At 70.6% G+C, this 26,953-nt stretch carries 26 protein-coding genes and 1 pseudogene; 14 read left to right on the forward strand and 13 right to left on the reverse strand.

What is annotated here, in order from left to right:
- Nucleotides 1-252: 252 nt before the first annotated feature.
- From JKJ07_RS52055 to JKJ07_RS39845, 4 genes are all read right to left on the reverse strand, one after another.
- Nucleotides 253-2,364, reverse strand: a complete 2,112-nt coding sequence (locus tag JKJ07_RS52055; protein WP_307834645.1) for a maltokinase N-terminal cap-like domain-containing protein — start codon at nt 2,362-2,364, stop codon at nt 253-255.
- On the reverse strand, nt 2,357-2,584 hold the full coding sequence (locus JKJ07_RS39835) for a hypothetical protein (protein WP_202997190.1): 228 nt from the start codon (nt 2,582-2,584) through the stop codon (nt 2,357-2,359). The genes JKJ07_RS52055 and JKJ07_RS39835 overlap by 8 nt, the downstream gene beginning before the upstream one ends.
- 221 nt (nt 2,585-2,805) lie before the next feature.
- A complete protein-coding gene (locus tag JKJ07_RS39840) occupies nt 2,806-3,648 on the reverse strand; it encodes a fibronectin type III domain-containing protein (protein WP_202997191.1) in 843 nt (280 codons plus the stop codon).
- Nucleotides 3,645-4,940 (reverse strand): MFS transporter, encoded by a 1,296-nt coding sequence (locus JKJ07_RS39845; RefSeq protein WP_202997192.1) that lies wholly within the window; start codon nt 4,938-4,940, stop codon nt 3,645-3,647. The genes JKJ07_RS39840 and JKJ07_RS39845 overlap by 4 nt, the downstream gene beginning before the upstream one ends.
- 431 nt (nt 4,941-5,371) lie before the next feature.
- Here JKJ07_RS39845 and JKJ07_RS39850 point away from each other — a divergent pair, with 431 nt between their 5' ends.
- The 8 genes from JKJ07_RS39850 (at nt 5,372) to JKJ07_RS39885 (ending at nt 13,874) form a co-directional block, all read left to right on the forward strand.
- Complete coding sequence (locus JKJ07_RS39850; protein ID WP_202997193.1) at nt 5,372-8,707, forward strand: CARDB domain-containing protein; 3,336 nt, start codon at nt 5,372-5,374, stop codon at nt 8,705-8,707.
- A gap of 529 nt (nt 8,708-9,236) precedes the next feature.
- A complete protein-coding gene (locus tag JKJ07_RS39855; protein ID WP_202997194.1) occupies nt 9,237-9,407 on the forward strand; it encodes a hypothetical protein in 171 nt (56 codons plus the stop codon).
- Entirely contained in the window at nt 9,391-9,831 is a 441-nt protein-coding gene (locus JKJ07_RS39860; protein WP_202997195.1) for a DUF2243 domain-containing protein, read from the forward strand. Before JKJ07_RS39855 ends, JKJ07_RS39860 begins: the two co-directional genes overlap by 17 nt.
- Before the next feature lie 178 nt (nt 9,832-10,009).
- On the forward strand, nt 10,010-10,741 hold the full coding sequence (locus JKJ07_RS39865; RefSeq protein ID WP_236030682.1) for a cytochrome c oxidase assembly protein: 732 nt from the start codon (nt 10,010-10,012) through the stop codon (nt 10,739-10,741).
- 54 nt (nt 10,742-10,795) lie between these two features.
- Nucleotides 10,796-11,104, forward strand: coding sequence for a hypothetical protein (locus JKJ07_RS39870; protein WP_236030683.1), 309 nt, complete (start codon nt 10,796-10,798; stop codon nt 11,102-11,104).
- Between the two features lie 194 nt (nt 11,105-11,298).
- Nucleotides 11,299-12,147 carry a GDSL-type esterase/lipase family protein gene (locus JKJ07_RS39875; protein ID WP_307834663.1) on the forward strand — a complete coding sequence of 283 codons (849 nt, stop codon included), beginning with the start codon at nt 11,299-11,301 and terminating at the stop codon, nt 12,145-12,147.
- Nucleotides 12,148-12,207: 60 nt separating this feature from the next.
- A complete protein-coding gene (locus JKJ07_RS39880; protein ID WP_202997197.1) occupies nt 12,208-12,720 on the forward strand; it encodes a SigE family RNA polymerase sigma factor in 513 nt (170 codons plus the stop codon).
- Entirely contained in the window at nt 12,717-13,874 is a 1,158-nt protein-coding gene (locus JKJ07_RS39885; RefSeq protein WP_202997198.1) for a hypothetical protein, read from the forward strand. The genes JKJ07_RS39880 and JKJ07_RS39885 overlap by 4 nt, the downstream gene beginning before the upstream one ends.
- Here JKJ07_RS39885 and JKJ07_RS39890 read toward each other — a convergent pair.
- The 4 genes from JKJ07_RS39890 to JKJ07_RS39905 form a co-directional block, all read right to left on the reverse strand.
- A complete protein-coding gene (locus JKJ07_RS39890; RefSeq protein WP_202997199.1) occupies nt 13,871-14,953 on the reverse strand; it encodes a hypothetical protein in 1,083 nt (360 codons plus the stop codon). The two genes, JKJ07_RS39885 and JKJ07_RS39890, sit on opposite strands and share 4 nt — an antisense overlap.
- Nucleotides 14,954-15,025: 72 nt before the next feature.
- Complete coding sequence (locus JKJ07_RS39895; protein WP_202997200.1) at nt 15,026-15,715, reverse strand: zf-HC2 domain-containing protein; 690 nt, start codon at nt 15,713-15,715, stop codon at nt 15,026-15,028.
- Complete coding sequence (locus JKJ07_RS39900; RefSeq protein ID WP_202997201.1) at nt 15,712-16,173, reverse strand: sigma factor-like helix-turn-helix DNA-binding protein; 462 nt, start codon at nt 16,171-16,173, stop codon at nt 15,712-15,714. Before JKJ07_RS39900 ends, JKJ07_RS39895 begins: the two co-directional genes overlap by 4 nt.
- Complete coding sequence (locus tag JKJ07_RS39905) at nt 16,173-17,915, reverse strand: YncE family protein (RefSeq protein WP_307834664.1); 1,743 nt, start codon at nt 17,913-17,915, stop codon at nt 16,173-16,175. The genes JKJ07_RS39900 and JKJ07_RS39905 overlap by 1 nt, the downstream gene beginning before the upstream one ends.
- A gap of 124 nt (nt 17,916-18,039) precedes the next feature.
- Here JKJ07_RS39905 and JKJ07_RS39910 point away from each other — a divergent pair, with 124 nt between their 5' ends.
- Nucleotides 18,040-18,588 carry a hypothetical protein gene (locus JKJ07_RS39910; RefSeq protein ID WP_202997203.1) on the forward strand — a complete coding sequence of 183 codons (549 nt, stop codon included), beginning with the start codon at nt 18,040-18,042 and terminating at the stop codon, nt 18,586-18,588.
- Here JKJ07_RS39910 and JKJ07_RS39915 read toward each other — a convergent pair.
- The 3 genes and pseudogenes from JKJ07_RS39915 to JKJ07_RS52360 all read right to left on the reverse strand — a co-directional run.
- Nucleotides 18,566-19,060, reverse strand: a complete 495-nt coding sequence (locus tag JKJ07_RS39915) for a TspO/MBR family protein (RefSeq protein WP_202997204.1) — start codon at nt 19,058-19,060, stop codon at nt 18,566-18,568. The two genes, JKJ07_RS39910 and JKJ07_RS39915, sit on opposite strands and share 23 nt — an antisense overlap.
- A gap of 64 nt (nt 19,061-19,124) precedes the next feature.
- Complete coding sequence (locus JKJ07_RS52355; protein ID WP_369077013.1) at nt 19,125-20,084, reverse strand: alpha/beta hydrolase fold domain-containing protein; 960 nt, start codon at nt 20,082-20,084, stop codon at nt 19,125-19,127.
- A 45-nt stretch (nt 20,085-20,129) separates the two neighbouring features.
- Nucleotides 20,130-21,023, reverse strand: a pseudogene (locus tag JKJ07_RS52360) (NADP-dependent oxidoreductase); the annotation flags it as partial.
- Between the two features lie 89 nt (nt 21,024-21,112).
- On the opposite strand from JKJ07_RS52360, the gene JKJ07_RS39930 reads away from it, so the two are divergent.
- Nucleotides 21,113-21,730 (forward strand): TetR/AcrR family transcriptional regulator, encoded by a 618-nt coding sequence (locus JKJ07_RS39930; RefSeq protein WP_202997205.1) that lies wholly within the window; start codon nt 21,113-21,115, stop codon nt 21,728-21,730.
- A 116-nt stretch (nt 21,731-21,846) separates the two neighbouring features.
- Here JKJ07_RS39930 and JKJ07_RS39935 read toward each other — a convergent pair whose 3' ends face one another.
- Nucleotides 21,847-22,449, reverse strand: coding sequence for a hypothetical protein (locus JKJ07_RS39935; protein ID WP_202997206.1), 603 nt, complete (start codon nt 22,447-22,449; stop codon nt 21,847-21,849).
- A 68-nt stretch (nt 22,450-22,517) separates the two neighbouring features.
- Here JKJ07_RS39935 and JKJ07_RS39940 point away from each other — a divergent pair, with 68 nt between their 5' ends.
- The 4 genes from JKJ07_RS39940 (at nt 22,518) to JKJ07_RS39955 (ending at nt 26,218) form a co-directional block, all read left to right on the forward strand.
- On the forward strand, nt 22,518-22,955 hold the full coding sequence (locus JKJ07_RS39940; protein ID WP_202997207.1) for a DUF7674 family protein: 438 nt from the start codon (nt 22,518-22,520) through the stop codon (nt 22,953-22,955).
- Between the two features lie 69 nt (nt 22,956-23,024).
- Nucleotides 23,025-23,456, forward strand: a complete 432-nt coding sequence (locus JKJ07_RS39945) for a DUF3052 family protein (protein ID WP_202997208.1) — start codon at nt 23,025-23,027, stop codon at nt 23,454-23,456.
- Between the two features lie 144 nt (nt 23,457-23,600).
- On the forward strand, nt 23,601-24,998 hold the full coding sequence (gene mptB / locus JKJ07_RS39950) for a polyprenol phosphomannose-dependent alpha 1,6 mannosyltransferase MptB (protein ID WP_202997209.1): 1,398 nt from the start codon (nt 23,601-23,603) through the stop codon (nt 24,996-24,998).
- Nucleotides 24,995-26,218 carry a glycosyltransferase 87 family protein gene (locus JKJ07_RS39955; RefSeq protein ID WP_202997210.1) on the forward strand — a complete coding sequence of 408 codons (1,224 nt, stop codon included), beginning with the start codon at nt 24,995-24,997 and terminating at the stop codon, nt 26,216-26,218. Before mptB ends, JKJ07_RS39955 begins: the two co-directional genes overlap by 4 nt.
- Here the strand turns inward: JKJ07_RS39955 and JKJ07_RS39960 are convergent.
- Nucleotides 26,138-26,914: an SGNH/GDSL hydrolase family protein gene (locus tag JKJ07_RS39960; protein WP_202997211.1), complete on the reverse strand. Its 777-nt coding sequence runs from the start codon at nt 26,912-26,914 to the stop codon at nt 26,138-26,140. The genes JKJ07_RS39955 and JKJ07_RS39960 overlap by 81 nt on opposite strands.
- Nucleotides 26,915-26,953: the final 39 nt, after the last annotated feature.

The raw sequence follows: 26,953 nt of genomic DNA on the forward strand, positions 1-26,953 counted from the left end.
TGAAGAGAACGGTCGGAAAACTCAGCGCAGCGTCGACAAAACCGCCCATGCTCAGACCGTCCCCCGTCCCATGATCGTGTTCTCATGGTGACAGCCGGTGTCCACCCCACGATTCGCCCGCACATTCTGCGGCCCGACCCCGGTCGCGAGCCACCCTGCCTGCGCTTTTTTCGCGAAACCGTCATACGGCTGCGACGGCTACTACCCGCCGTCTCAGCCTTCCGGCGCCGAACGGGACCCGACCGGCTGCTGCTAGGCGGCGACCAGGTGAGTGATCGAGCGCAGCGGAATTCTCAGCCAGCCCGGGCGATGGCGAGCCTCGTAGGCGGCTTCGTAGACCGCCTTGTCGAGCTCGTATGCGGCGAGCAAGGCGTCTGTGACTCTCGGGTCGACCCCACTGGCCTGGGCGTATCCGTCGCAGAAGGCGGCGCGGTTACGGTCGGCCCAGTCCTGAGCCAGGGCGGCCAGCGACTCGTCGTCCTGGTCGCCCAGCAACTGGTATGACGCGTACTCGTAGCTGCGCAACATCGCGGCCACATCCCGAAGCGGTGAGTCGGGCAGACGACGTTCGTAGAGCGGACCGCCCGGCTCGCCCTCGAAGTCAATCAAGAGCCAGTTCGCGGGTGTCCGCAGCACCTGACCCAGATGAAGGTCGCCATGCACGCGCTGGACCGTCACGGGCTCACCGGTCAGGACGCGGAAGCGCTCCTCGATGGCCGCGACGTGCGGTTTGATCTCGGCGACCTCGTTGGCCGTCGCATGCAGCCGGGCGAGCACGGCCACCAGGGGGAACGGCGCCGGGTCGGATCCCATCGCCGTCGCCAGGTCAGCGTGCACCCGGGCGACCGCCTCGCCCAGCCGGTACGACTCGCTCGCGAAATTGTCCGGGCCGCTCACGCCGGCGAACAGGTCCCGGGCGGCGGCCGTGGCCATCGCCCATCCTTCCGTCGAGTCCGCCGCGTACTCCGTCACCATGCCCAGGGGGCACGGCTCGCCCGCGATGGTCGTCTCGAAGGAGCCGAGCAGCTTGGCCACGTGCGGGTTGCCCGCCCGAGCCAGCACCCGATTGAGCTCGATGTCGGGATGGATCCCGGTGGAGACCCGCCGGAAGACCTTGAGGATCGCCTCATCCCCGAAGATCACGCTGGTGTTGCTCTGCTCCGAATCGAACAGTCGCGGTGCCGCCGTGCCCGGGAATCGCGCCCCCGGCTCCGGCTCGAACACCAGGTCGCCGACCGGGCGACCCGCCTCGACCAGGGCAAGGAGGCGGTGCGCGGCGTCGCTGTCGTACAGAGCGTCGTAACCGGTGCGGCCGCCGGCCGCGCCGATCGTGGCCAGGCGCCGGTGCTCGACCTCGCGCTCGCCGCCCGAGGCCACCATCACCTGATACAGCTCGGAGCTGCCGTCGGTGTACTCCACGTCCACCAGCACGAGGTCGAGAACATCGTCGAGCGACGTCGATGCCGCGCAGGTGACCGAGAACGGCGTTCGAGAACGGCCCGCGTACCATCGCTGCTCCGGCAGCCAATCGGCGAAGGGCAACTTCCGGACGGCGTGCGCCGGTGTACGACCGTCGTCCCGGTCCGGCTCATGACCACGCCTGCGGGCGGAGTCCGGCGCGGCGATGGTCGTCCGCCCCACGCCGAAAACGGTGGCGGCGAGCTCGGCAGGAAGACCGCAGTCCTCGGTCCGCAACATCTCCCTCAGCCGCTCGGGCGGTCGTGGTCCGCGATCACTGCCGGGACGGCCTCGCAGAACCCAGTCGCTCCAGGCGCCCAGCCATCCACGTTCGTCGTCCGACCGGAAAACGGCGGCCCGGCGCAGGAGCGCGCTCAGCACTCGTCGGTCCTGCGGGCTTGCCAGCTCCGCGAAGCGAGGAACGGCCAGGCGCACCTGCCCGGTTTCGGCGTCGAAGCCGTCCCCTTCGGCCCTTGCGCTTCTGCTCAGTTGTGACCACGAGCATCGAAGAAGCACCAAGCCGTTCCGCCCGTCCGCACTCACCTCGACGCGGCTCGACCCCTCGCCCAGCACCAAGGTCTCGGTGGGGCGCCCGGCCTCGACCGCCGCTTGCGAGGCGGCCAGCAAGAACGTGGCGAGATCGCGCGTGGCGTCTTCCGGAGGTGTGATGCCCAGGTCGTGCTGCGTCGGCTGAACCGACTCCACCAGAAACTGGCGGGCCCGTCCGTCGCCGGCCAGGCAGTGGAGGACTACCGCCTCCAAATCGTACTGATGCTGCTCACGGGCCTCGGGGATGACCGGGCTTCCGGGTGGCAGTTTGCGAATGGCCTGGAAGGCCTGCTGATAGGTCTCGCCGGTGTATTCGAGGCGGAGCCGAGCGCCCTGCTGGTCACGGGTCTTACGCATGGTCCCGCCCCCGGACCGTGGTGGTCAGTTCGGCGCTCCAGGACTGCAGGCAACCGAGGAACGCGAGGGCGAGGTCGCCGTGCGACCGGGGTCGCAACCCGGCCAGGATCCAGATCGGCGCCAGGAGGACCACCACTAGGAGGAGCGGCAGATGAATCACGGCTACGACAAGTGGCTTCGCCAGCGCGGCGAAAGCGGGGGTCATGGTGAGCGAAGGCACGATCTCTCCCGTCCCGCTGCCCGGCCAGCTTGATCGAGATAAGACGTACCTAGAGATTCTCAGGTCTGTGCTCGCCGATGGACTCGTGTCCTTCAGCTACCCCTCGGATCTGTGCCGGGAGATCCGGGCAGCTCGGCTAATCGCGACAGCCAAGCGCAACGTTACCCACATTCACTCACGTCTCAAACCTGGTCACGTGAATTCGATCCGCGGGTGACACCTCAATCGAGCGTGGCCCAGGAGTTTTGTTCGACGTCCTCGTCGACCACGCCCTCATAGAGCACGAACAGGTAGGTGCCCTCGATCGCCTCCGGGGTGCCTGCGAAGCGGATGACGTCGGCGGCCGGGCGGGTGCTGTGCGGGGTCGCCGTGACGGTCTCGCTCAGTGGGCCCTCGGTGGCGCCCATCAGGGTGGCGACCCGGAACTCGTACGTGTGGCCGGGGATGAGTTGCCCGACGTGGACCATGCTGGAATCGAAGGCCACGGGCAGGCGGGCGAAGTGGGTCTGCCCGGCGGTGACGTCGCGTTGATACACCCGATAGCCCGTGACCCGGTCGATGTGCCGCCAGGACAGGTACGCGTGGTCGTCCTTCGCGGTCACGGTCAGGTTTCGTGGCGCGGGTGGCGTGGTGGATCGGGGCCAGAACGGCCACCCGGCCTCGGCCTGACCGCCGTACGAGATGATCAGTTTGCCGCGGGCCGGATCCGCCTGCACGGTCAGGGTTTCGGGGACGGTTCCGTGGTGATGCGGTCCGTCGAACGGGCCGGTCGGCGACAGCGCGGTGTAGGCCACCAGCTGAGTGTCGGACGGCAGGTTGTGCTCGCGGGTGACCAGCACGTACAGCGGGGGCAGCTTGAGGACCGCGAACGAGGCGCCGACCCCGCTGAGCAGACGCGCCGACTCCCCCGGCTCGGCCGACCAGGTCGTACCGGTCCAGTACTGCCGCTCGCCGCCGGACTGCGTCCGTGACACGTGCGCGAACGTCATCCGGCCGGGCGCGCGCTCGGTGCCGTACCCGTACGTGTAGTCACCGTCCTGCAGCACGGCCGATTCCCAGTTCACGGCTGGATGATGTCACGCACCCGCACCCGGGCCAGCACCGTCGCGGCCGCCAGCGCCGTCAGCGCCGCCACGCCCCAGGCCAGCAGGCTGGTGGTCGCGTCGGCCAGCAGCAGCAACGCCGCCGTGCCGATCGCCGTGCCCAGTTGGGCGGTGGTGTTGGCGATGCCGGCCGCCGTCGCCCGTGGCCCCTCCGGCACGTCAGTGGCCAGCGACGTCGTGGCGACCGAGGCCAGCCCCAGGCCGAGACCGACGACTGCCATGCTCGCGGCGAGCAGGACGGGCTGGCGCGGGGCGAGCAGCGGCGCCGCCACCCCAAGAGCGATAAACCCGAGCCCGTACGCCGCCACGCGCTCGGCGGGCCGACGCACGATCAGCCGCGCGGCCAGGGCCGAGCCCGGGATGACGGCCAGGCTCAGCGGCAGCAGGGTGGTCGCGGCCTCCAGGGGCGTACGGCCGAGGCTGGTCTGCAGATAAATCGTGATGAGCGTGGCCACGGCGGTGGTCGCGGTGTTGAAGAACGCTCCCCCGGCCCCGCGCCGCAGCCGGGTCAGCCGCAGCACGTCCGGCGGCAGGATCGGCGCCGAGGACCGCCGGTCCGCGAGCACGAAGAGGACGGCGGTGCCGACCGCCCCGGCCAGCAGGAACAGGCCGCCGCCGCGGCGGGACGCGCCGACCACGACCAGCATGACGGTCGCGGTCAGCAGCACCGTGCCGGCCAGGTTGAGCGAGGGCTTCTCAGTGGCTCGCGCTCGAGCGGGGACGAACATGAGGACCGCGACGGCGAGCCCGGCCGAGACGGCCAGGAGCCCCCAGAAGATCAGCCGCCAACTGCCGGCCGCCGAGACGAGCCCGCCCACGACGAAGCCGGACGCCCCGGCCGCCGCGCCCGCGGCACTCCAGGCGGCCACCGCGCGGGCCCGCCGCCGTTCGTCCCCGGCCACCGCCGTCAGCAGCCACAACGCGGACGGCACGGCCACCGCCGCGGCCGCTCCCTGCAGGCACCGGCCCGCCGTCAACGCCGGCGCCGACCCGGCCGCGGCCGTCAGCAGCGAGCCCGCCGCGAACACGACCAGGCTGCCGAGGATGCACCGCCGATGGCCGAGCCGGTCGCCCAGCCGGGCCCCGAACATCAGCAGGCCGCCGAAGAACATCGCGTAGCCGGTGGCCACGATCGCGTCGTCGCTGGGCGCGGCCCCCACGTCGCGCAACATGGCAGGCAGCGTCGTCACGACGACGGTCACACCCATCACGTCGACGAACTGGATCAGGCACAACGCGGCCACAGCCCCCATGCCAGGTGCCTACCCGGCGGGCGGGGCGGTGGAACGTGCGGGCCTAGCTCTCCGAGGTCCAGATCCGCCCGACCGCGACGTAGCCGGCGTCGGCCCGATCCACCACCAGAATCGTCTCGCCCGTCCGCTGCGTCCGCGGCGTCGGATGGGCGCACAACTGTCATGACGAGCCGTCCCTGAGCCGCATCCTCGACGAGTCCGAGACCGGTGTACCAAACGGTCGAACTCCGCGTCTCCGGCAACCCGAGCCCCGGCGAGACTCCATCGACCCGGATCGTTGACTTTTCGGTCACATATCTGAAACCTTGAATCCCTGCTCACGAAAAAACTTGGCAACAAGTTGAAAGATTGTGGCAGGGAAGTCCCCCCATCCCCGGTGGTCGTCGAGACCCCGAACCTCGGCGACCCCGCGCACACCCGAAGAGGGACCCATGAGAGGACGAAGACTCGTCACCGGCATCCTGGCGACCGCCCTGGTCACCGCCGGGATTTCCGCTACCCCCGCGCACGCCGCCGGTGGGCCGAACCTGGCTCAGGGCAAGACCGCCACGGCGAGCGGCAGCAATGGCCCGTACGGGGCCGGCAATGTCACCGACGGCAACGCGAGCTCCTACTGGGAGAGCCCGAGCAACGCCTTCCCCCAGTGGGTGCAGGTCGACCTGGGCAGTGCCGTCGCCGTCGATCAGGTCAAGTTGAAGCTGCCGCCGCCGGCCGACTGGGCCACCCGCACGCAGACGCTCAGCGTGCAGGGCAGCACGAACAACTCGACGTGGAGCACCCTGTCCGCGAGCGCCGGCCGCACCTTCAACCCGGGCAGCGGTAACACGGTCACGATTGACTTCACGGCGGCCACCGTCCGATATGTCCGCATCAACGTCACCGCCAACACCGGGTGGCCGGCCGCACAGCTCTCCGAACTGGAGATTTACGGGGTGGCCGGGCAAAATCCAGACCCCGAGCCGCCGACGGGCACCAACCTGGCCGCGGGCAAGACGATGGAGGCCTCGAGCTCGGTCTTCGGCTTCGTCGCCCCCAACGCCAACGACAACAACCTCGCCACCTACTGGGAGTCGAACGGCTTCCCGGCCACGCTGACCGCCAAGCTCGGCGCCGACGCCAACGTCACCGGCGTGGTCGTCAAGCTCAACCCGGACTCGGCGTGGGGTCCCCGCACCCAGAACATCCAGGTGCTGGGCCGGGCCGCGGGCGCGTCGGCGTTCACGTCGCTCAAGGCGCGCGCCGACTACGCGTTCGGCAGCGGCAACACGGTCACCATCCCCGTGACGGGCCGGGCCGCCGACGTGCAGCTGCAGGTCTTCAGCAACACCGGCGCGCCGGGCGGTCAGGTCGCCGAGCTGCAGGTGCTCGGCTCGTGGGCGCCCAACCCGGATCTCGTCGTGACGGGGCTGACCTGGTCTCCGACCACTCCCGACGAGGCTTCCACGATCACGATCACGGCCACCGTACGCAACCAGGGCAGCGCGGCCGCCGCGGCGACCACACTCGACGTACGGCTGGGCGGAAACACCGTGGGCAGCGCGAACGTCGGGGCTCTGGCCGCCGGCGCCTCGACCACCGTGACCGTGAACGCCGGTCGCCGGGCGCAGGGCTCCTATCAGGTGTCCGCCGTCGTCGACCCGGCCGATGCGGTGGCCGAGACGGACAATTCCAACAATTCACTTACCGCCGCCGCGCCTCTTGTCGTCGCACAGGCACCTGGCCCCGATCTCCAAATCGCGAGCGTCACCCCGAATCCGACAAATCCGGCGGCGGGTGCGGCGGTCACCTTCGCGGTGGCCGTGAACAACCGGGGCACAAGCGCCGCCGCGGCCAGCGTCACCCGCGTGGTTGCCGGCTCGACGACGCTCAACGTGAACACCGGCGCGATCGCGGCCGGCGCCACGGTCACGGTCAACGCCGGCCCCTGGACGGCGACCAGCGGCGGCGCGACAGTCACGGCCACCGCCGACGCCACCAACGTCGTCGCCGAGACCAACGAGAACAACAACTCCCGTACGCAATCGATCGTCGTCGGCCGGGGCGCGGCCACGCCCTACGTGTCGTACGAGGCCGAGGCCGCCCGCTATCAGGGCACCCTGGTCGAGGCCGACCCGCTGCGCACGTTCGGCCACACCAACTTCGGCACCGAGTCGTCGGGCCGCAAGTCGGTCCGCCTCACCAGCACCGGCCAGTTCGTCGAGTTCACTTCGGTCAACCAGGCCAACTCGATCGTCGTGCGCAACTCGATCCCGGACGCCCCGGGCGGCGGCGGCCAGAACGCGACGATCAGCCTGTACGCGAACGACCAGTTCGTGCAGAAGCTGACGCTCTCGTCGCGCAACAGCTGGCTCTACGGCACGAGCGACGACACCGAGTCGCTCTCGAACACGCCGTCGGCCGACGCGCGCCGGCTCTTCGACGAGTCGAACGCGCTGCTGTCCCAGTCGTATCCGGCCGGCACCCGCTTCAAGCTGCAGCGGGACGCGGGCGACACGGCGTCGTTCTACGTCATCGACATGATCGACCTGGAGCAGGTGGCCCCGGCGCTCAGCCAGCCCGCCGGCTGCGTGTCGATCACGACCTACGGCGCGGTGCCGAACGACAACATCGACGACACGGCGGCCATCCAGCGCGCGGTCACCGACGACGAGAACGGCGTGATCCCCTGCGTCTGGATCCCGGCCGGCCAGTGGCGCCAGGAGCAGAAGATCCTCTCGCCCGACCCGAACCGCGGCCAGTGGAACCAGAAGGGCATCCGCAACGTGGTGATCCGCGGCGCCGGCATGTGGCACACGCGGCTCTACACGAACACCGAGCCGCAGAACGTCGTCGGCAACATCAACCACCCGCACGAGGGCAACGTCGGCTTCGACATCGACGACAACACGCAGATCTCCGACCTGGCGATTTTCGGCATGACGACCAACCGGGCCAACCGCGGCCACGGCATCAACGGCCGGCTCGGCAAGAACACGAAGATCAGCAACCTGTGGATCGAGCACGTCAACGTCGGCGCCTGGGTCGGCCGCGACTATTCGGACACGCCCGCCTATTGGAACCCGGGCGACGGGCTCGAATTCAGCGGCATGCGCATCCGGGACACGTACGCGGACGGCATCAACTTCAGCAACGGCACCCGCAACTCGCGCGTCTTCAATTCCACTTTCCGCACCACCGGTGACGACTCGCTGGCCGTCTGGGCCAACCCGCGCGTCCGCGACACTGCGGCCGACTCCGCGAACAACAACCATTTCGTCAACAACACCGTGCAGTTGCCGTGGCGGGCGAACGGCATCGCCATCTACGGCGGGTCGAACAATTCCGCCGAGAACAACCTGATCTACGACACGATGAACTATCCCGGCATCATGCTGGCCACCGACCACGACCCGCTGCCGTTCGGCGGGACGACGCTGCTCGCCAACAACGGCCTCTACCGGGCCGGCGGCGTCTTCTGGAACGAGGACCAGGAATTCGGCGCGATCACGCTGTTCCCGTCCGGCAAGGACATCACCGGCGTCACCATCCGGGACACCGAGATCGTCGACTCCACGTACGACGGCATCCAGTTCAAAACTGGCGGCGGCAACATGCCCAACGTAGCCGTCACCAACGTCCGCATCGACAAATCCAACAACGGCGCCGGCATCCTCGCAATGAGCGGCGCCCGCGGCAACGCCATCTTGAACAACGTCACCATCACCAACTCGGCCGACGGCAACATCGTCATCCAGCCGGGCTCCCAATTCACGATAAGCGGCAATTAACCTTCTAATGGCGGTGTCCTCTTTTCCGGGTTTCTTGGGGGCACCGCCAAACCTTTTCCCGTACGCGACGTGCCAGTTCACAAACGCACCACACCCGTCCCGGGCGCGCCTCGCGATCAGCTGCAACACCGGGCCATAGCGCGGCCACCGGCCGTGGCGGGTGGCCAGGCTCAGGCCGCCCCGCTGATCCCAACCGTCCACCCGGCTCATCCGCTGACCAGCCTGCTGATCCGCCGCCCGTTCCCCATAGCCATCCGCCGACGGTTTTCCCGGGCGATCCGCCGCCCGCCTGATCCGCCGCCCGCCTGATCCGCCCGCCCTGCCGAACTACAACCGTGCACTCGGCTTATCCGCCACCCCGCCCTGCTGAACCGCCAACCGTTTACCCGGCTCGTCCGTTGGCCTGCCTGCTGATCCGCTGACGGTTACCCCCAGCCGTCTGCCGCTCGCCCGGCTCATCTGTTGACTGTTTGTCCGGCCGCCCGTCGGGTACCCGCGCCGTCCACGATGAAGGGACGGAGCGATCGCCATGACCCAGGAGCACGCCATCGGCCGGGGCGCCGCCGAAGAGGGCGCCGACAGCCCGCTCACCCCGACCGAGGTCGAAGCGAGCCGCCGGCCGCCGTCCGAGCCCGACCCGGAACACCAGCCGCACGGTGAGGGCGCCCGGACCGAGGACGGCCGTGGCGAGACGAAATAACCTCGCATCCGGGGCGCTGCTCGGCCTGGGGATCGCGGCGTTCATCGACGAGACGGTGTTTCACCAGTTGCTGCACTGGCACCACTTCTACGACAAGTCGACCCCGGCAGTCGGCCTGGTCTCCGACGGCATCTTCCACGCGGTCAGCTTCTTCGCCGCCGTGGCCTCGCTGTTCCTGCTGGCCTCACTGCGCCGCACCGGCTCATGGCACCCCCGCGCGTGGTGGGGCGCCCTGCTCACCGCGGCCGGCGTCTTCCAGCTCTACGACGGCACAATCCAACACAAACTCATGCGCCTGCACCAGATCCGCTACGACGTCGACCTCACCGCCTACGACTGGACGTGGAACATCATCGCGGTCGCCCTGATCGCCACCGGCCTCGTGCCGCTGACCCGCTCCCGCCACACCGCGGCAACCCCGTGACGGCAGCCGCCCGACCGCCGGCCATCCGGGAGGCGACGACAACCGCACCACCGGCCGCGCAGGTGACCGTTGGGCCGCAAGCTGACCGGGTGACCGTTGGGCCACAAGCTGACCGGATAACCGCTGGGCCGCAAGCTGACCGGATAACCGCTGGGCCGCGAGCTGGCCGGAGCTCGACTTGATCGGGGGGCTGATCGCCGCTGCCCTCGTCTATGCGGTGGCGGTCTTCCGGCTGCGCCGCCGCGGGGTCGACTGGCGGCCGGGTCGCGCGCTCGCCTGGTATGTCGGCGTCGCCGCGGCCGTCGGTGCCGTGGCCGGGCATGAGCACACGTTTCGCGAGCACATGGCCGGTCATCTCGTGCTCGGCATGGGCGCGCCGATCCTGCTCGTGCTGGGCCGGCCGGTCACGCTCGCGTTGCGCGTCCTCCCCGTGCGACCGGCCCGCCGACTGGCCCGGGTGCTGCGCAGCCGTCCGATCGCGGTGCTGACCCATCCCGTGACGGCGGGGGTGCTCGACGCCGGCGGCATGTGGCTGCTCTACACGACCGGCCTGCACTCCGCCGGCCCGCTCGTCCAGCTGCACCTGCTGCTGGCGGGCTACCTCTTCACCGCCGCGATCATCGGCCGTGACCCGGCGCCGCACCGGCCGGGACCCGCCGTCCGGGCCGCGGCGCTGATCGCCTTCGTCGCAGTGCACGGCATCCTGGCCAAGCACCTGTACGCCCACCCGCCGCCCGGAGTGCCCGCACTCGAGTCCGAACCAGCCGCCCAACTGATGTACTACGGCGGCGACCTGCTCCACCTGGTAGTCATCGTGCTGCTCTGCCGCGAGCTGTTCCCCTCCCCCGCCCGCGCCTGGCGACTGCCGACCGCCCCCGCACGAGATGGCTTCCAGACGCCGTCCGCGTGAACTGGCCCCACCCGCAGCACGTTTTTGGTGGGCCTGGCGGGGAACGCGGCCCTCATGCAGCCTGAGATGCCGACGCGCCCCCTGCCGATCGCTCGCGTGAATGTGGGGATGTCTGTGGCCGACTCGGCCGGGGAGGAAGTCGGGACGGTGACGGCCGTGCAGATGCCGGGCACCGGCGCGGAGCCTGACCTCGACGCTGCGGTTGCCGAGCGGCTCGTCGCCGTCGGCTATCTGCGGATTGATGGCGCGGGGCTGTTCGGTAAGGACGTCTTTGCGGGCGGGGATCAGATCGCGGGGTCGGTTGAGGGCGAGCCTGCCACTGTCACGTTGAACGTCCTTCGGGAAGACCTCGCGCGCGCCTGAGTGGGCACCCGCCACGGCCGGAGCCCGCGCTATGGCCGGAAGTTGGCACACGCGGGCGAGGCGCGCCCGGAACGGGGCCGATGCGGTTGTGGATGGTCACGTCGCGTACGGAATCGGAAGTGGCGGGCCCACCCAGGGGTGCCTTCATGACATATCGTGCCGGAGTGACTGCATCGCGTTACTTCGGAGGGGTGATCGTGCGCCGGTGGCATGGGGTGGCGTTGGCCGGTCTCGCGGTGTTCGCGCTGGCGTGCGAGGCGGGTGCGGGCGGCGCGGGCGGCGGAGATCCCGAACCGACCGGGGCGCCGCCGAAGGGCTACCCGTCGTCGATGGCGGCGCTTGGCGATTCGATCACGGCGGGGTTCGGCAGCTGCGGGGCGTTCCTGGTGTGCGGGCGCAACTCGTGGGCCACCGGCACGGCCGACGCGGTGGACAGCCACTATCGGCGCATCCTGGCCAAGAATCCGCGGATCAAGGGGAAGGCGCGCAACTTCGCGCGGCCGGGTGCGCGCGCCAGTGACCTGGCCACGCAGGCCGCCCAGGCGATCGACATGAAGGCGCAGTACGTGACGATCCTGATCGGGGCGAACGACGCGTGTGCCGGGTCGACGGCCGCGATGACTTCGGTGGCCACGTTCCGCAGCCGGATCGATCGCGGGCTCAACCGGCTCAAGAAGGGCCTGCCCAAGGCCAGCGTGATGGTGGCCGGCATTCCGGACGTCTATCGCCTGTGGCAGCAGGGTCGCAAGGACGATCGCGCCGTGCGGGCCTGGCAGCGGTTCGGCACGTGCCCGTCGATGCTGGCCGATCCCACGTCGACCGATGAGACGGACGATCAGCGTCGCCGGGACGTGCGCGCGCGGATCAACGACTACAACGACGAGCTGGCCGAGGCGTGCGCGAAATACGGCAGCCGGTGCCGCTGGGACGACGACCCGCACGAGGCCGGCTTCAGCCTCGACCTCGTCAACCAGGTCGACTATTTTCATCCGGACGCCGAGGGCCAGGCCGAGCTGGCCGACCTGACGTACGGATTCAAATAGCCCTGCAACCCTTTACGTCCCCCGCGCCGACATAGAGGCAACAGGACGGGGAGGGACCGGATGCGGGCCGACGAGGATCGGGAGTACGTCGATTATGTGGGGGTGCGGTTACCGCGCCTGCATCGAACGGCGTACATGCTGTGCGGGGACGCGCATCAGGCCGACGACATCGTGCAGGCCACGCTGACCGCGCTGTATGTGCACTGGCGCCGGGCCGTGGCGGCGGACAACCTCGACGGGTACGTGCACCGGATCATGGTGCGGCGCTATCTGGACGAGCGTCGCCGCCGGTGGTCGCGGGTGCTGCTGGGCGATCACGTGCCGGATGCGGCCGAGGCGGCGCCGGGGGCCGACGACGGGTTCGGGGAGCGGGACGCGTTGACCGCCGCCTTACGGGCGCTGCCGAAGGGGCAGCGGGCCGTGGTGGTGCTGCGCTACTTCAGCGACCTGACCGTCGAGCAGACGGCCGAGGCGCTGGGCTGCTCGACCGGCAACGTCAAGAGCCAGTGCGCGCGTGGGCTGGCGACTCTCCGCGGAGCTATGGCCCGGGTGGCCGAAAGGGAGCGGTCGTGAACGAGGACGAACAGCAACTGAGGGAGGGGCTCGAGGCCATCGCCGCCCCGCCGAGCCGGCTCGAGGCGGAGACTCTGCTGGAGGCGGGCCGGCGCCGGGTGTTTCGCCGCCGCGGGTGGCAGGCGGCGGGCGGGGTGGCGCTCGCGACGACCGGGGTCGTGGTGGCGGTGCCCATGGTGATGCGGGAACCCGCGCCGCCGGCGGTCATCACCGTCGCGTCACCGCCGTCGTCGTCGGCTCCGGCAGTTCAACGGGGCTGCACGGCCACCGCCCTCAAACTGCCCCCGGGGGCGAAGGACGCGAGCGCCGACGGTGTCGACCCCACCGGGCGCTACATCTTCGGCCACGACAGTGTGGGCCAGGATTTCCGCCCGATCCTGTGGACGGACGGCGTGCCCAAGCGGCTGCCGCAACAGGAGAAGTCGGTTCAGCTGACCACCGTGAACTCGCGCGGCGTGGTGGCCGGGCTGGCGACCGAGGGGAACAAGGAATACGTCTTCCGCTACGAGAACGGCCGTTACACCCGCATGAAGACGCCGCCCGGCCGGTGGCACGTCTATCCGTGGCCGCTGATGAACACCGCCGGCGACATCGTGATCAACGCGGAGCCCGAGGGCAACAGCGGGGGCAAGGACAGCATCTCGCTGTTCTGGGCGGCCGGCACGAGCACGGCGGTCAAGCTGCCGCTGCCGACCGAGGCCAACGTCTACGACATCACCGACGACGGCACGATCGTGGGCGGCACCTACCTCGACGGGGTGGGTCAGTACGCGTACGCGTGGGACCGCACCGGGAAGGGCCGCAAGCTGGCCGTCCCGGCGGGCGCCAAGACGCTCGCGTACGCGGCCGAGGGCGACTGGGCCACCGGCGGCATCTGGCGTGGCAAAGACGCGGCGAAGGCGGCCCTGTGGAACCTGAAGACCGGCGCGGTCACCGAACTCGACGGCGAGGGGCCGGGCGACAGCGTCAACGGCGACTCGTGGGTGGTGACCACTCAGCAGGTGTTCCGCAACGGCAAGCCGCTCGGCCTGGCCGCGCCGAACGGGCAGGAGGTCTTCCCGCGCGGGGTCTCGAACACGGGCCTGGTCGTCGGCCACTCCCGGGTTCCGAACACCAACGGCGGCCCGTCGACGCCGCGGATCTGGCAGTGCTAGCGACGGCGTGACGAGGGCGGGGCCGCCCAGACGAATCGGGGGGCGGCGGCCGGGAGGGCCAGAGCGCGGTAGCTCGGCTCGACCGGTCGGCCCCTGTCCGGCGGGCGCCAGATCGGCGGCGGGCCCCACCAGATGATCCGCTCGCCGGCCGGCTGGGGCAGCACGGGCAACGGGGGTGCGCCCAGCGCGTGCCGGGGGGCCTGCGGCGGCAGGGCCTTGGCCGGCTCCTCGGCCGGGGCGCCCTCGACGTGGGTGGCGTGGGTGGCGGGGGCCGTGGCCAGCACGACCGCGGCGCCGACGGTGAGGGCGCAGGCGACCCCCGCGGGCAGCAGCCAGCCGTCGCGGACGGTGTCGCCGAGGAAGACGACGGCCACGATGGACGGCGCCATCACCTCGGCCGTCCAATGGATCGCGGTGACCGGCCCGACGTCGCCGTGCTGCAGGGCATGCGCGTACAGGGTCATGCCGGTGCCCGCGAAGACCAGCAGCGCGGCGGTCAGCGGCTCGGTGAGCAGGGTGAGCGCGGTCTCGCCGGCGCTCGCGCCCTCGGGGATCGGCAACGACCGGCCGACCAGGGCCGCGCCGCCGAGCGAGAGGCCGGCGCAGGCCGCGATGATGCCGCCGGGCGCGTCGACCTTGACCGCGCCATAGCCGACCAGCACCATCGCGGCGGCCGCGCCGCACAACGCGAAGCGCAGCTCGCCGGGGGTGTGCACCTCGTGCTGCGGGGCGGCCGACAGAGCCAGGAACGTCAGCGAGACGATGGTGACGAGGATGGCCGCCGAGTCACGCTTGCGCAGCCGGGAGCCGAGCCAGATGCGCGCGCCGAGCACGGTCAGCGCGAGCGACCCGGCGAGGATCGACTCGACGACGTAGACCGCGAGCGACTGCAGCGCGATGATGGCGCCGACCCAGGCCAGGATGTCGAAGAAGATGCCCGCCAGATAGAGCGGGTGGGCCATCGTCTGGGCCGTGCCGCGGCTGCGGCGGGCGCCGACGGCCTGCAGGATCGAGGCGGTCGCGTAACAGAGCGAGCCGAAGATGGTGATCGCCAGCGCGAACCACCCGGCCCCGGTCATTGCCGGGACCAGACGCCGTGACGCTGAGTCGATCGAGCAACCACGAATCGATGATATGCGTGCCGGGCGGTTCTAGATAGTGGCCGTGGCCAGAACCTGTCCCGCGTAGGTCTCGACCTGAACCGCCGCCACGTCGGCCGGGGCCACCAGCGCGCTGCCGTCGACCGTCGTGCCCTCGCTCGCGCCGGCCTCGCTGACCAGCCAGCTTCCGGCGAACTCGCGGCGCCCGTCGCTGGCCACGACGAACAGGCGGCACTGCGAGCCGGCCGGCACCCCGGCCACGGTGGCGCTGAGCCGGACCCAGCCCGCGGCCGGGGTCATCGTCACGTTGACGGCCGTGCCGGTCGTCTTGTCGAGCGCGGTCAGCACCCGGGGCGCGGCCGCACTGGCCGCCGCGACGGTCTGCGCGTCCGTTTCGGGGGCGGTCGTGCGGCCGGCATACAGGCCCCCGGCCAGCGCGATCACGGCCGCCGCGACCCCGGCCAGCGTCCACAGTGCGCCGCGCCGCCGATCGTGGCCGCGGCCCTCGTCGCGCACCTGCCGCAGGGTCTTGTGCAGCAGCAGCTCGCCGTCCGGGGGCGGGCCCTCGAGGAACGCCTCGGGCGGGATCTCGCCCAGCCGCTCCTCCATCTCGCGCAGGTCGCCCACCTCGCGACGGCACTGCGGGCAGTCCTCGACGTGGGCGTGCACGGCCGCCCACTCGTCGTCGTCGAGAACACCCAGGGCGTAGGCCCCGAGCTGCTCGGTCTGGTGCCCGTTCATGTGACTCCCGTCGGTTCGGCGGCGCGCAACGCCTCCCGCAACCGGCGCAACGCCTCATAGCTGCGGGACTTCACCGTCTCGGCCGGGAGACCGAGCGACGCCGCCGCCTCTTTGACGTCACGCCCCTGGAAGTACAACTGGTTCAATACCTCGCGTTGTTCGGGCGGAAGGGTGCCCACGGCGACGAGCATCTCCATCGGCCCGGGCGGCACCGCCTGCACCCCGTGCTCGGCGGCCACGGTGCGCACGATCGGGAGAAGATGCGCCCGTACGGCCCCCCTGTCCTCGCTCAGCGCGGCGCCCTGCGACCAGGCCCGCAGCAGGGTCGCGCGGACGATCTCCTCGGCCCGCGCGCGATCACCGCTGAGCCGGGTCGCGTACGCCAGCAGGGCCGCCCCGTGCTCGGCGAACAGCCGCCGGACCAGCACCTCGCCGGCCGTCCGGTCGCGTCGGCTCACTACTGCCCTACTTTGAGGACGGAGATCGTGTTGTCGCCGCCGTTTGACACGTACGCCAGGCGGCCGTCCGGCGAGACCCCGACCGTACGGGGGCTCTTGCCGACTTTGATCGTCGAGACGACCGTGCCGGTGCGGCCGTTGAGCACCGAGACCGTGCCGTCGAACTCGTTCACGACGTATCCGTACCGGCTGTCGGTCGAGAAGGCGACGCTCTGCGGGTCGCGGCCGACCTTGAACGGGCCGGTGCGCTTGAGGGTGACCGTGTCGATCAAGTCGGCCGTGTCCGCCTCGTAGCCCGCGACCAGCGCCATCCGCCCGTCCGGGGAGACCGCGATGCTGTGCGGCGCGCGCGAGACCGGGATGTTGCCGATCACCGCGTTGGTCCGCATGTCGATCACCGAGACCGCGTTGGACTCGTGGTTGGCCGTGAACGCGCGCATCTGATCGCCCGAGAAGCCCACCGCGTGCGGGTTGGGCCGCACCGGCAGCTCCGATTCCATGCGCAGCGTGCCCGACGTGAAGATCTCGAGCCGGCCGTCGCTGTGGATCGGCACCCAGAGCTTGTTGTCAGGGGCCACGGCCAGCGTGTACGGCATGTGGCCGGTGTCGAGGTAGCGGACGACCTTGCGGCTGCGCGCGTCGACGACCGCCACCCCGCTGCCGGTGTGCTTGTCGTCCTCGTACATCGAGACGAAGACCGTACGGCCGTCACGCGACACGGCCACGAAGCGCGGCGTGTTCCGCAGGGGAACCGAGGACACCTTGCGGGTCGCCGCGTCCACGACCGACAGGATCCGGCTGTTCTGATTGGCCACATAGACCGTACGGCCGTCGGGCGAGACGACCACCCCCTCGGGCTCGGCCCCGACCCGGATCGTGCCGATCACCAGGGGCCGGGCGACGCTCTTGACCCGCGCGGCGGCCAGCGGCACCTTCGAGATCGCCGGGGCCGGAGTCTCCTCGAGCTCGGCGTTCGTCTGCGCCTGGGTGCTGGTCTGCGGCGCGGCGACGAGCGGGGCGGCCGGGGCCTGGCCGTCGTCGAGCAGGGTCATCGCGACCCCGGCCCCGCCCAGCACGACCAGCGAGGTGAGGATCGCGACGAGGATCGTGGTGCCGATCTGGCGCCGGGCCGGGGGCGGCGGCGCGGGCAGCACGGTGACGCGGGCCGGGCCGTAGCCGCCGGCCACCATGCCCCCGTCGTACGTGCGCAGGCCCTCGGGCTCGCCGCCGCGGGACGTGCCGTAGTCGTTCTTGGGGGCCGGCGCACCCACGGCCGCGAACGGCGCGGCGGCGTTGGCCACCTGACCTGTGACGCGGACGTCGGCCCAGCCCGCGGGGCCTCGTACGGTGACCGAGCCGTCCAGCCAGTCGGAGCGGGGCAGCCACATGATCCGCAGCGTGCGGTCGTGGATCATCGCGCGCAGGCCCGGGCCCGAGACGGTGACCGTGGCCCCGGCCACGGCGAGCGGCGGCCCCTCGACCCGTACGTCGGCCACCAGGCGCGGCGTCTCGGCGGCGACCGTGCCGAAATCGATGCGCTCAGGATCAAGCCGTACAGAAGTCCGCTCGAGCGCGGCAGTCGCGGCGGCCGAAACCGCCCGGCTGTCGTCCTCGGTCATCTGCTGCAGCGCCTGCCGGGCGGCATGCGCCATGGCGAGATCGGCGCCCCAGGCCAGCCGGGCGAGCCCGTCGATTCCGGCCAGACGAGACTCCCGGATCGGACTGCCGATCTCGGTCAACACACTCTGCGGTAGCCCAGTTTCACTCATAGTGTCCCCGCGATCATCATGCGGTGACGACCGTCCTCAAGGGAAGACACAGAGCGAAGTTGGCATCAGTTTCTCGGCCGGCCACTAAGATCCGCTGATGCCTCTCAGCCCCTCCGACCTGGTCGGATACATCGAAACCGGCCTCGACGCCGATCTGGCCCGCTGGTTCCCCGACAGTCCTCCGGTCGCCTTCGACGAGGACGTCCGGCCGGTCGAGCCGTTCCTGGCCCGCCTGTCCCCCGCCGACGCGGCCGCGCTGGCCGCCTTCGACCGGCGCGTACGGTCCGGTTCGATGCCCGCGTTCCTCGACATCGCCGACTGGGTCTACGGCTTCGATTACGCGGAGAACGAGTGCGGCATCCTCGACTCCGACTACGAGACGGAGCTGACCGACGACGACCTCTGGACGGTCGCCGCCGACGGCAGCGGCAGCCACTACGTGGTGCTCACCAACGGGCAGGTCGCGATCTGGTTCCACGAGGAAGAAGTGATCGAAGCCGGGACGCGCTTCGACAACCTCGACGTCTTCGTGTGGACGATGGTCCGCTACCGCGCGGTCCGCGAGGGCGTGCTCGAGCGGGCCGACGTCGAGGACGACTTCCGCTCGCTGGCCCAGGACGGCCTCAAGAATTTAGCTGCCAGATAGCCAGGTTGAGCGCCGCGGCATAGCTGACCCAGGCCCAGTACGGCAGCAGGAGCAGGGCGGCGCCCCGGCGAACTCGCCAGAACGAGACCGTCGTGGCGCCGATCAGCAGCCACATGACCACGATGTCGGCGAAGGCCAGACCGTACTGACCGGCCCCGAAGAACAGCGGGGTCCAGATCGCGTTGAGCACCAACTGCGCCGAAAACAGCCAGAGCGGCAGCGTGAAGCCCACCCGCTGCCAGGCCAGCCACCCGGCGAGCGCGATCATCACGTAGAGCACGGTCCAGACCGGGCCGAACAGCCAGGACGGGGGCGCCCAGGCGGGCTGTTCGAGGCCGTTGTACTCCGTACTTGTGCCGGAGACGCCGAGCCCACCGATGGCGGCCGCCACGAAAACCGCCAGCCCGAACCCGGCCAGCGCCAGCCAGCGATGACGATGGGGTTCCCGCAGGTGCATCGTGGCTTGGCTCATCTCTCCGTATTGCCCTCACCAGGTCAAAAGAAACGGTCACCTCTGTTCACAAGGCGGAGCCAGGTCAGGAACGAGCCGCGGGCGGGCCGGCGCCCTGCTGTGCCGACAGGACTCTGCGCATCCAGCTCTTACGGGCCGCCTGGGCCGCGACGGAGATCTCCGCGGTGCCGGCCTGTTCGAAACCGTGCCACCCACCCGCCCAGATGTGCAGTTCCGCTTGGCCTCCGGCCGCCCACAACCGGGTGGCGTACTGGACGGCCTCGTCGCGGAAGACTTCGGCCGATCCGGCGTCGATGTAGGCCTGCGGCAGGCCGGAGAGGTCGGGCGCGCGGGCCGGTACCGCGGTGGGGTCCGGTGAGGCGTCGCTGTGTCCTTCGCCGAGCACCATGTCCCAGGCGAACGCGATGTGTTCCGTAGTCAAGCCGCGCCGGGCGCCGTTCGCCCGGGAGAACTGGCGGGCCGACACGGTCTGGCCTCGGTCGTCGAGCTGCGGGCAGATCAGCAGCTGGGCGAGTGGGGCCTGGCCGCCGCGATCGCGGTTGAGCAGTGCGGTGCCCGCCGCCAGGCCGCCGCCGCCGGAGAACCCCGCCAGCACGATCCGCGCGGGGTCGACGCCGAGCTCCGCCGCGTGCTCGACGGTCCAGGCCAGTCCGGCATGGCAGTCCTCGGTGAGCGCGGTGCCCTGCACCTCGGGAGCCAGGTGGTATTCGGGGGAGATCAGGACCATGCCGAACTCGGCCACCCAGTCGATGAAGCCGAAGGCGTCCAGGCCGCCGAATCGGTCGCCGGCGATCATGCCGCCGCCGTGGATCGAGTACATCGCGGGCATGCCCGGACGGGGAACCGGCGGCGTGAAGATCGACAAGGTGATGCCGCCTGACGGCCCGGGCACCGTCCGCTCCTCGTGACGCACACCGGTGCGGGCCAGGGCAGATTCCAGCTCCGCGATGCCCGGCGCCGGGGCGGACCTCATCGCGTCGAGCAGTTCCCTGGTGAACGGCGGGATCTCCTGCTCCGGCACCATCACCAGCAGCTCCGGATCGTACGGCGGGCGGGGGATCGCTCCGACGAGCAGGACGAGCTTGCCCCGGACCCGGCCCTGTTCGCTGACCCGGTGCGCTTCGGCGATCTCGGCGAGCGGGTAGGTGCGCACCGGCGGCAGGCGGAAGCGCCCGGACTCGATCAGCTCGCCGACCTGGGTCAGGGCGTGGAGCGCGCGCCCGCCCTCGCCCCGGCTGAACGCCACGCCGTGCTGCTGCGCGCCGGCGAAGTCCGCGATCGTCAATACGTGCTCGGCGCCGCCGGCGAGATCGATGAGTTCGGGCAGGACGCCGCTGCCGGCCACGTCGAGCGCGACATCGACACCGCCGGGTGACAGCGCTCGGACCCGCCCGAGGAGCCCGGCACCGTAGGCGATCGGTTCGGCTCCCATCGAGCGTACGAAATCGTGGCCGGCCGGGCTCGCGGTGCCGATGACCCGTGCGCCCCGCGCCACCGCGAACTGGACCGCGGCGCTGCCGACGCTGCCGGACGCACCGTTGATGAGCAGCGTGCTGCCGTCGCGGACGCCCAGGTGGTCGAGCGCCCGCACGGCGGTCTCGATCGCGGCCGGCAGTGCCGCGGCGGTCGCGAAGTCGAGCGACGCCGGGATCGGCGCGTAGGCGGACAGCACTGCCACCTCGGCCTGCGCGGCCCCGCCCGCGTCGAACCCGAACACCCGGTCGCCGGCTGCCACCCCGGTGACCCCGTCGCCGAGTTCGTCGACGATGCCTGCGGCTTCATGGCCCAGGGTCTGCGGGAGCGTCTCGTCCATCAGTCCCTGACGCTTCTTCATGTCACTGAGGCCGATCCCGGCGGCACGCACCGCGATCCGGACCTCGCCGAAACCGGGGTGCGGCTCCGGCACCTCCACAACCTCCAGAACTTCCGGTCCCCCGAAGCGGCTGAAACGGGCTGCCTTCATCACATGCTCCTCGGCTCGACTCTCGCACTGTTGGAGCTTACGTCAAAAATAGAGTTAACTCTAAATTTGTGGCTTGGTACACTCTGAGGGTGACAGCATCCGGGCTTCGGGATCGCAAAAAGGCGCGCACTCGCCGGCTCATCGCCGACACGGCGACGCGGCTGTTCGCCGAGCGCGGCTATGAACGCGTGACGGTCAGCGAGATCGCCCGAGCGGCCGAGGTGGCTGAGCAGACGCTCTACAACTACTTCCCGACCAAGGAGCAGCTGGTCACCGACCGTGAGCAGGAGATCGTGGAGCGGCTGAGCGAGCTGATCCGCTCCCGGGACACCACAACCAGCCCAGCCGCCGCCGTCCGGGAGTACGTCCTGCAATCGATCTCCGCGATCCGCGACATGCCGCCGGAACTCGCCAGGGGCACCCTCGGCTACCTCGCCGCCATGAGTCCCGCCGTGCACCGGCTCGCCCTGGAACTGACCGACCGGCAGGCCACCGGCCTTGCCGCGGTCATCGCCGAGACGAGCACTGTCGCGCCGGAAATCGCCAAGCTGCAGGGCATCGCGCTGGCCGGTGTCTTCCGTGTCATCCTCGGCGAGTCGGGCCGCCGGGCCGTCGAGGGTCAGGCGCCCACCGAGATCGCCGCCGGCCTCCTGCCCGAAGTGGCATCAATCCTCACCGAACTGGACCGCTGGATGACCCCGTCGTAACTCTCTGCCTAATCAGCCTGGGCAACCTGGTGTTGCTCTGCCGCCATCACCACCGGTTGATCCGCCGGCAGACGTGCATAAACGGGGCTCGTTGATGGAGTTTCGAGGAATCGCTCCTACAGTCGGCCGAGGCCCTCATCCTGCTCTCCCGGCTGTCCGACTTCGCGCAGGGCCCGCGCCGCGGCCCGGCTGCGCCTGGTGCTCCGCATCGACAAGGGCCCCACGGCAAGCCAGAAGGCCACGGCCAGCCACCACCACGGCCCATTGAGAACCACGTTCACCACGGCCACGGCAAGCATCAGGACAAACACCGCGACCTCCACGGCCGGCGCCAGCGCCCGGCTCAACCTCTGATCCACCAGCCGGGAAACGAACGGATGCAATCGCGCATCCCGCGGCCACCGTCCAACATCAACGCTGCGCACGACCGCGATCCGCTCCTCCGGCGTGAGGACCCGACCGTCGTCTTGAAAAAGGCGCCGCTCGTGAACTCGAATGAAAAGCCCCATCCCGACCGCGAACAGCACCGCCGAAACCAGAGCCCCGATGATCTGCCCCGCCGGATCGGGATCATCGTCGCGCGCCCACGAAATGACGAACATGAGCACCCCGAAGAGCAGCCCAGCGACCGCCCCCCGCGCCCACCAGGGCCGCCGCAACCACCAGTAGTTCCACGCCCGCCCCCGACCGACGTGCTCGTCCTCGCCCCCGTCACTCATGGCGTCCCACTTCCCGACGGAAGCAAATTGCAATCAGCGCCCGAGGCTTCCTGGCTAGGCTGGCGCGCGTGAGGTCCACCGAAGCCCGTGTCACCGCCGAGCAGGTCCCTGTGCTGATGCTCACCGCGCTTCCGTCATTAAGAGACGAGTGGGCCGAGATCGCCGATGACAACGCCGACCCGGGCTCTCCCGGTGGTCGTCTTGGCTACCTGGACGCGGCCTGGGTGGTCGGACACCTCGCCGACCGCCTCGCAGCGGGCGACACGAGCGAGTTCGACGCCGCCTTCGACTACATCGAGCACCTGATCCGTCATGGCGACCCGTACGTCTCCGAGCTCGGCGTGATCGGCTATCTCGAAGGTATGCAGATGCAGACCGTCACCTCGCGTGGGGTTGACCCAGAGGCGTTCCAGCCTTGGCTACGCCCGCTGTCCGCCCAGTATTGGGAAGCGATAGACAGATTTTGGAAGCTCGGGACACCGATCCCCGACATCGAACCTGATTGACGCGGCTCGGCAGGGGAGCGCGACTACCATCCACGGGTATCCGACGACGGCGAGGGCAGCGGAGCTGACATGGCTGGATACTCGGGCACGCCGCTGCATCGCAAGCTAGGCATCAAGCCGGGCCACCGGGTCGCCCTGCTCGACGCGCCTGACGGTTTCGCGGCCACGCTCGAGGGACTGCCCGACGGGGTCGTCATCCTGCCGCGTCTGGCCGGCGATGCGCCGACCAACGTGATCGTCCTGTTCGTGACCGAGCGCCATGAGTTGCAGGCCCGCCTCGACGAGGTCAGGGCCGGCATGGCGCAGGACGGTGGCTTCTGGGTCGCTTGGCCGAAGCGGGCGTCGAAGGTGCCCACTGATGTCACCGAGGACGTCGTCCGGGAAGTCGCGCTGCCGACCGGCTTGGTCGACAACAAGGTGTGTGCGATCGACGAGATCTGGTCGGGCCTGCGTCTGGTCATCCGCCGCGAGAACCGCGAACCAATCGCCCGAGGTGCGTAGTGGCGTCGTCGTGCGAAGCGGTCGGCGACGACATGGTTGCGGACTGAAACAAGACAGACAAGTCGGCGGCCCTGCCATCGGCACGTCACGTGGGGGACGGCAACTGGTCCCCGCGGCGACACCCTTCATTGAAATGGTGCTGCCGTGTTCAGAGATCACGCCGTCCTGGCGCGCGCCACGGGGTTTGCCGGATCCTGTCTCGTCGCGCTCGGGGGGCTCGGCGCGGGGGCGTTGCCGGTCGGGATTCCGTTCTTCGCCGGGCTCAAGCATGTGCGGATCGGGCTGGTCGGGGTCTACAGCGGCCTCGCCCTGCTGTTGCTGGCCTGGTGGTGGTACGGCCGGGCGACCAGGAACAGCCGCGCCGAGAAGGAGTGGACGACGCTGGCCTTGTGGGCGGCGCCGCTGCTGGTGGCGCCGCCGATGTTCAGCCGGGACGTCTACAGCTACATAGCCCAGGGCATGATGCTGGGCGACGGCTACGACGTCTATCGGGTCGGGCCGTCGGCGCTCGGCGGGTTCTTCGCGGCCCAGGTGCCCGAGATCTGGCAGCACACCCCCAGCCCGTACGGGCCGGTCTTTCTGCTTCTCTCCGACATGGTGACGGCGCCCATCGGCGAGCACCTGCTGACCGGGGTGATCCTGATGCGGCTGCTGGCCGTGGCGGGTCTGGCCCTCCTCGCGTACGTGATGCCGATCCTGGCCCGGGAGGCCGGGATCAACCCCGCCTCGGCGCTCTGGCTGGCCGTGCTCAACCCGCTCGTGCTGATCCACTTCGTCGGGGGCGCACACAACGACGCGCTGATGGTGGGACTGCTCGCGGCCGGGCTGGCCGCCGCGATCCGGCACCGGCCGGTCGTCGCCACCGTGCTGGTGGTCGGGGCCGCGCTGGTCAAGGCGCCGGCCGTGCTCGGGCTGGTGGTGGTCGCGGTGATCTGGGCGGCGCATCTGCCCGGCAAGCTGCCGCGGCTGCGCGCCTCGGCGGCGGTCGGTGCCACGGCGGCCGTCGCGACCGCGGTGTTCACGCTGCTCGCGGGCACCGGGTACGGCTGGGTCTCCGCCCTCGACACCCCGATCTCCCCGCAGAACCTGTCGCTGACCAATGTGCTGGGCCGCTGGACCGCGGGCATCCTGCGCGACGACGGTGTCGGCGACGTCTTCGTGATGAACCTGTGGCGCTGGCTCGGTGTGCTCGCCGTCCTGGTCGTAGCCGCTCTGGTGTGGACCTATCTGGGCCGGCTGGGCCCGCTCTACGGCCTCGGCATCGTGCTGGTCGCGATCGTCGCGTTCGGCCCGGCCCTGCGCCCCTGGTATGTGATCTGGGGCCTGGTGCCGCTGGCCGCCGCGGCCGGGCAGCGCTGGGTGCGCCACCTGCTGGCCGGTGCGTGCGCGGTGCTGGTGCTGGTGGTGCTGCCCGACGGGTTCGCCGCCGACGCCGAGCGGTTCCTGCTGGCGACGCTGGGTGCGTTGCTGGGCATCGCCGCCTTCGCGGGCGTACGGCTGGCGACCTCGCCCGCGGTCTACCGGCTGGCGGCCTCCCGATGAGGCGACTGCTGAGCCCGTACGGGCAGATCTTGATCGTGGCTGTCGCGGCGCTCGCCGTCGGCGTGTTCCTGGTGACCGTGCCGACCTTCCGCGAGTTCTTCGACCTGGGCGTCTATCGCGGCGCGGTGGGCTACTGGCTGCTCGACGGCGGCGACCTCTACGACTTCCTCTACAACAACACCGAGTACGGCTTCACCTATCCGCCGTTCGCCGCGCTCGTCATGAGCCCGCTCGCGCTGACGAACTGGCCGGTCGCCGTGGCCGGCAGCATTGTCGCCAACACCGCGGCCGTCGTCATGCTGCTGCGCTGGTTCGTCGCCCCGGTCGTCCGCCGGCACGGCTGGCCGTTGTGGATGACCTGCTCGCTGGTGTTCCTGGCCGTGCTGGTGTTCGAGCCCGCCCGCGACACGTTCAGCTTCGGCCAGGTCAACCTGCTCCTGCTCCTGCTGGTCTGCCTCGACCTGCGGGCCCTGCTGGCGGGCCGGCGCTGGGCGGGTGTGTTCATCGGCATCGCCTCGGCGATCAAGCTGACGCCGGTGGTGTTCATCGGCTATCTGATCGTGACCCGGCAGTTCCGGGCGGCCGCGGTCGCCACCGGCACCGCGGCGGGCGCCACCCTGCTGGCCGTGCTGGTCGCCCCGGCCACCTCGGCCCAGTTCTGGCTGGGCGCCCTGTGGGACACCGATCGCGTCGGCCGTCTCGAATACGTCTCGAACCAGTCGCTGCGTGGCGTCGTGGCCCGGCTCGAGCTGCCGTCCGCGTTCTGGCTGGCCGCGGTGGCCCTGATCGTCGCGCTGTGGTTCCTGCGCGTGCAGAAGTTCGCGGGCTTGGGGCCCGGCTTCAACGGACCCCTGACCGACGTCGACCAGGTGGCCGGGTTCGCCGCCACCGGCATCGTGGCCTGCCTGATCAGCCCGGTCACGTGGGTGCACCACCTGGTCTGGCTGCTGCCCGCCCTGTTCCTGCTGACCGACGCCGCCCTGCGGGCCGGTTCGCGCCGCCGGCTGGCCGCGTTGTTCGCCGTCTACGTCATCCTGAGCAGCAGCGTGGTCTGGCTGTGGTGGGCCGGCGCCGACGGTTTCCTGGCCGCGATCGGCAGCAACACGTACGTCTGGATCAGCGTGGGCCTGCTGCTGGCCCTACCGTTCCGGGCCCGGGAGCGTGCCGACCGGCCGGGGGGCCAGCCACTCGCGGGCGGCCAGCTGAAACAGGGTGGGTAGCAGGTCGGTCGAGCGGCGCAGCAGCCACTGGTTGCCCTTCGTGGCCATCCACCAGACCCGGGCGCCCAGCGTCGGCACCGGGTTGGTGGCGGCGAGACCCGGCAGGGCCCGTACGGGGTGGCCCGCCTCCTGCAGCGCGGTGGCGAACCGGTAGGCCAGGAAGCGGTGGCCGACCTCGCTCGGGTGGAGGCGGTCGACGCTCCAGTGGGTGCGCGTGTACGCCGAGCCGCCGGCCAGGTCGACGTGGATCGTCGCGTAGCGGAGGGCGATCTCGTCGAAGGCCGTGTTGAGGGCGGCCATCCGGCGGCCCAGCGGCCGGGCGATCACGCCGGGCAGGCCGAACATGCGGCCGGGGTCGGGCAGCCGGGCCGTCAGCACGGTGGCGCCGGCGGCGGACAGGGCCGCGACCACGTCGTCGAGCCGCCGGCCGAGGTCGTCGGGGTCGAAGTCGCCGCGCAGGGTGTCGTTCATGCCGACCAGCACCGACGCCAGGTGCGGGCGCAGGTCGAGGGCGGCCGGCAGTTGCCGCTCGGCCACGTCGGCGACGCGGGCGCCGCTGGAGGAGAGGTTGTGGAAGGAGGTGTCTGCAGGAAGGGCCTCGGCGAGCAACGCCGCCCAGCCGCGCCAGCCGCCGCCGGGCATCGGATCGCCGTACCCACTGGTGACGGAGTCACCGAGGGCCGCGAATCGGATCATGCGCTCACTGTGGACTCCCCGGTGATGCGCAGGGTCAAG

It is taken from the genome of Paractinoplanes lichenicola (genome assembly GCF_016785085.1).
In the GTDB taxonomy this organism is placed as follows: domain Bacteria; phylum Actinomycetota; class Actinomycetes; order Mycobacteriales; family Micromonosporaceae; genus Actinoplanes; species Actinoplanes lichenicola.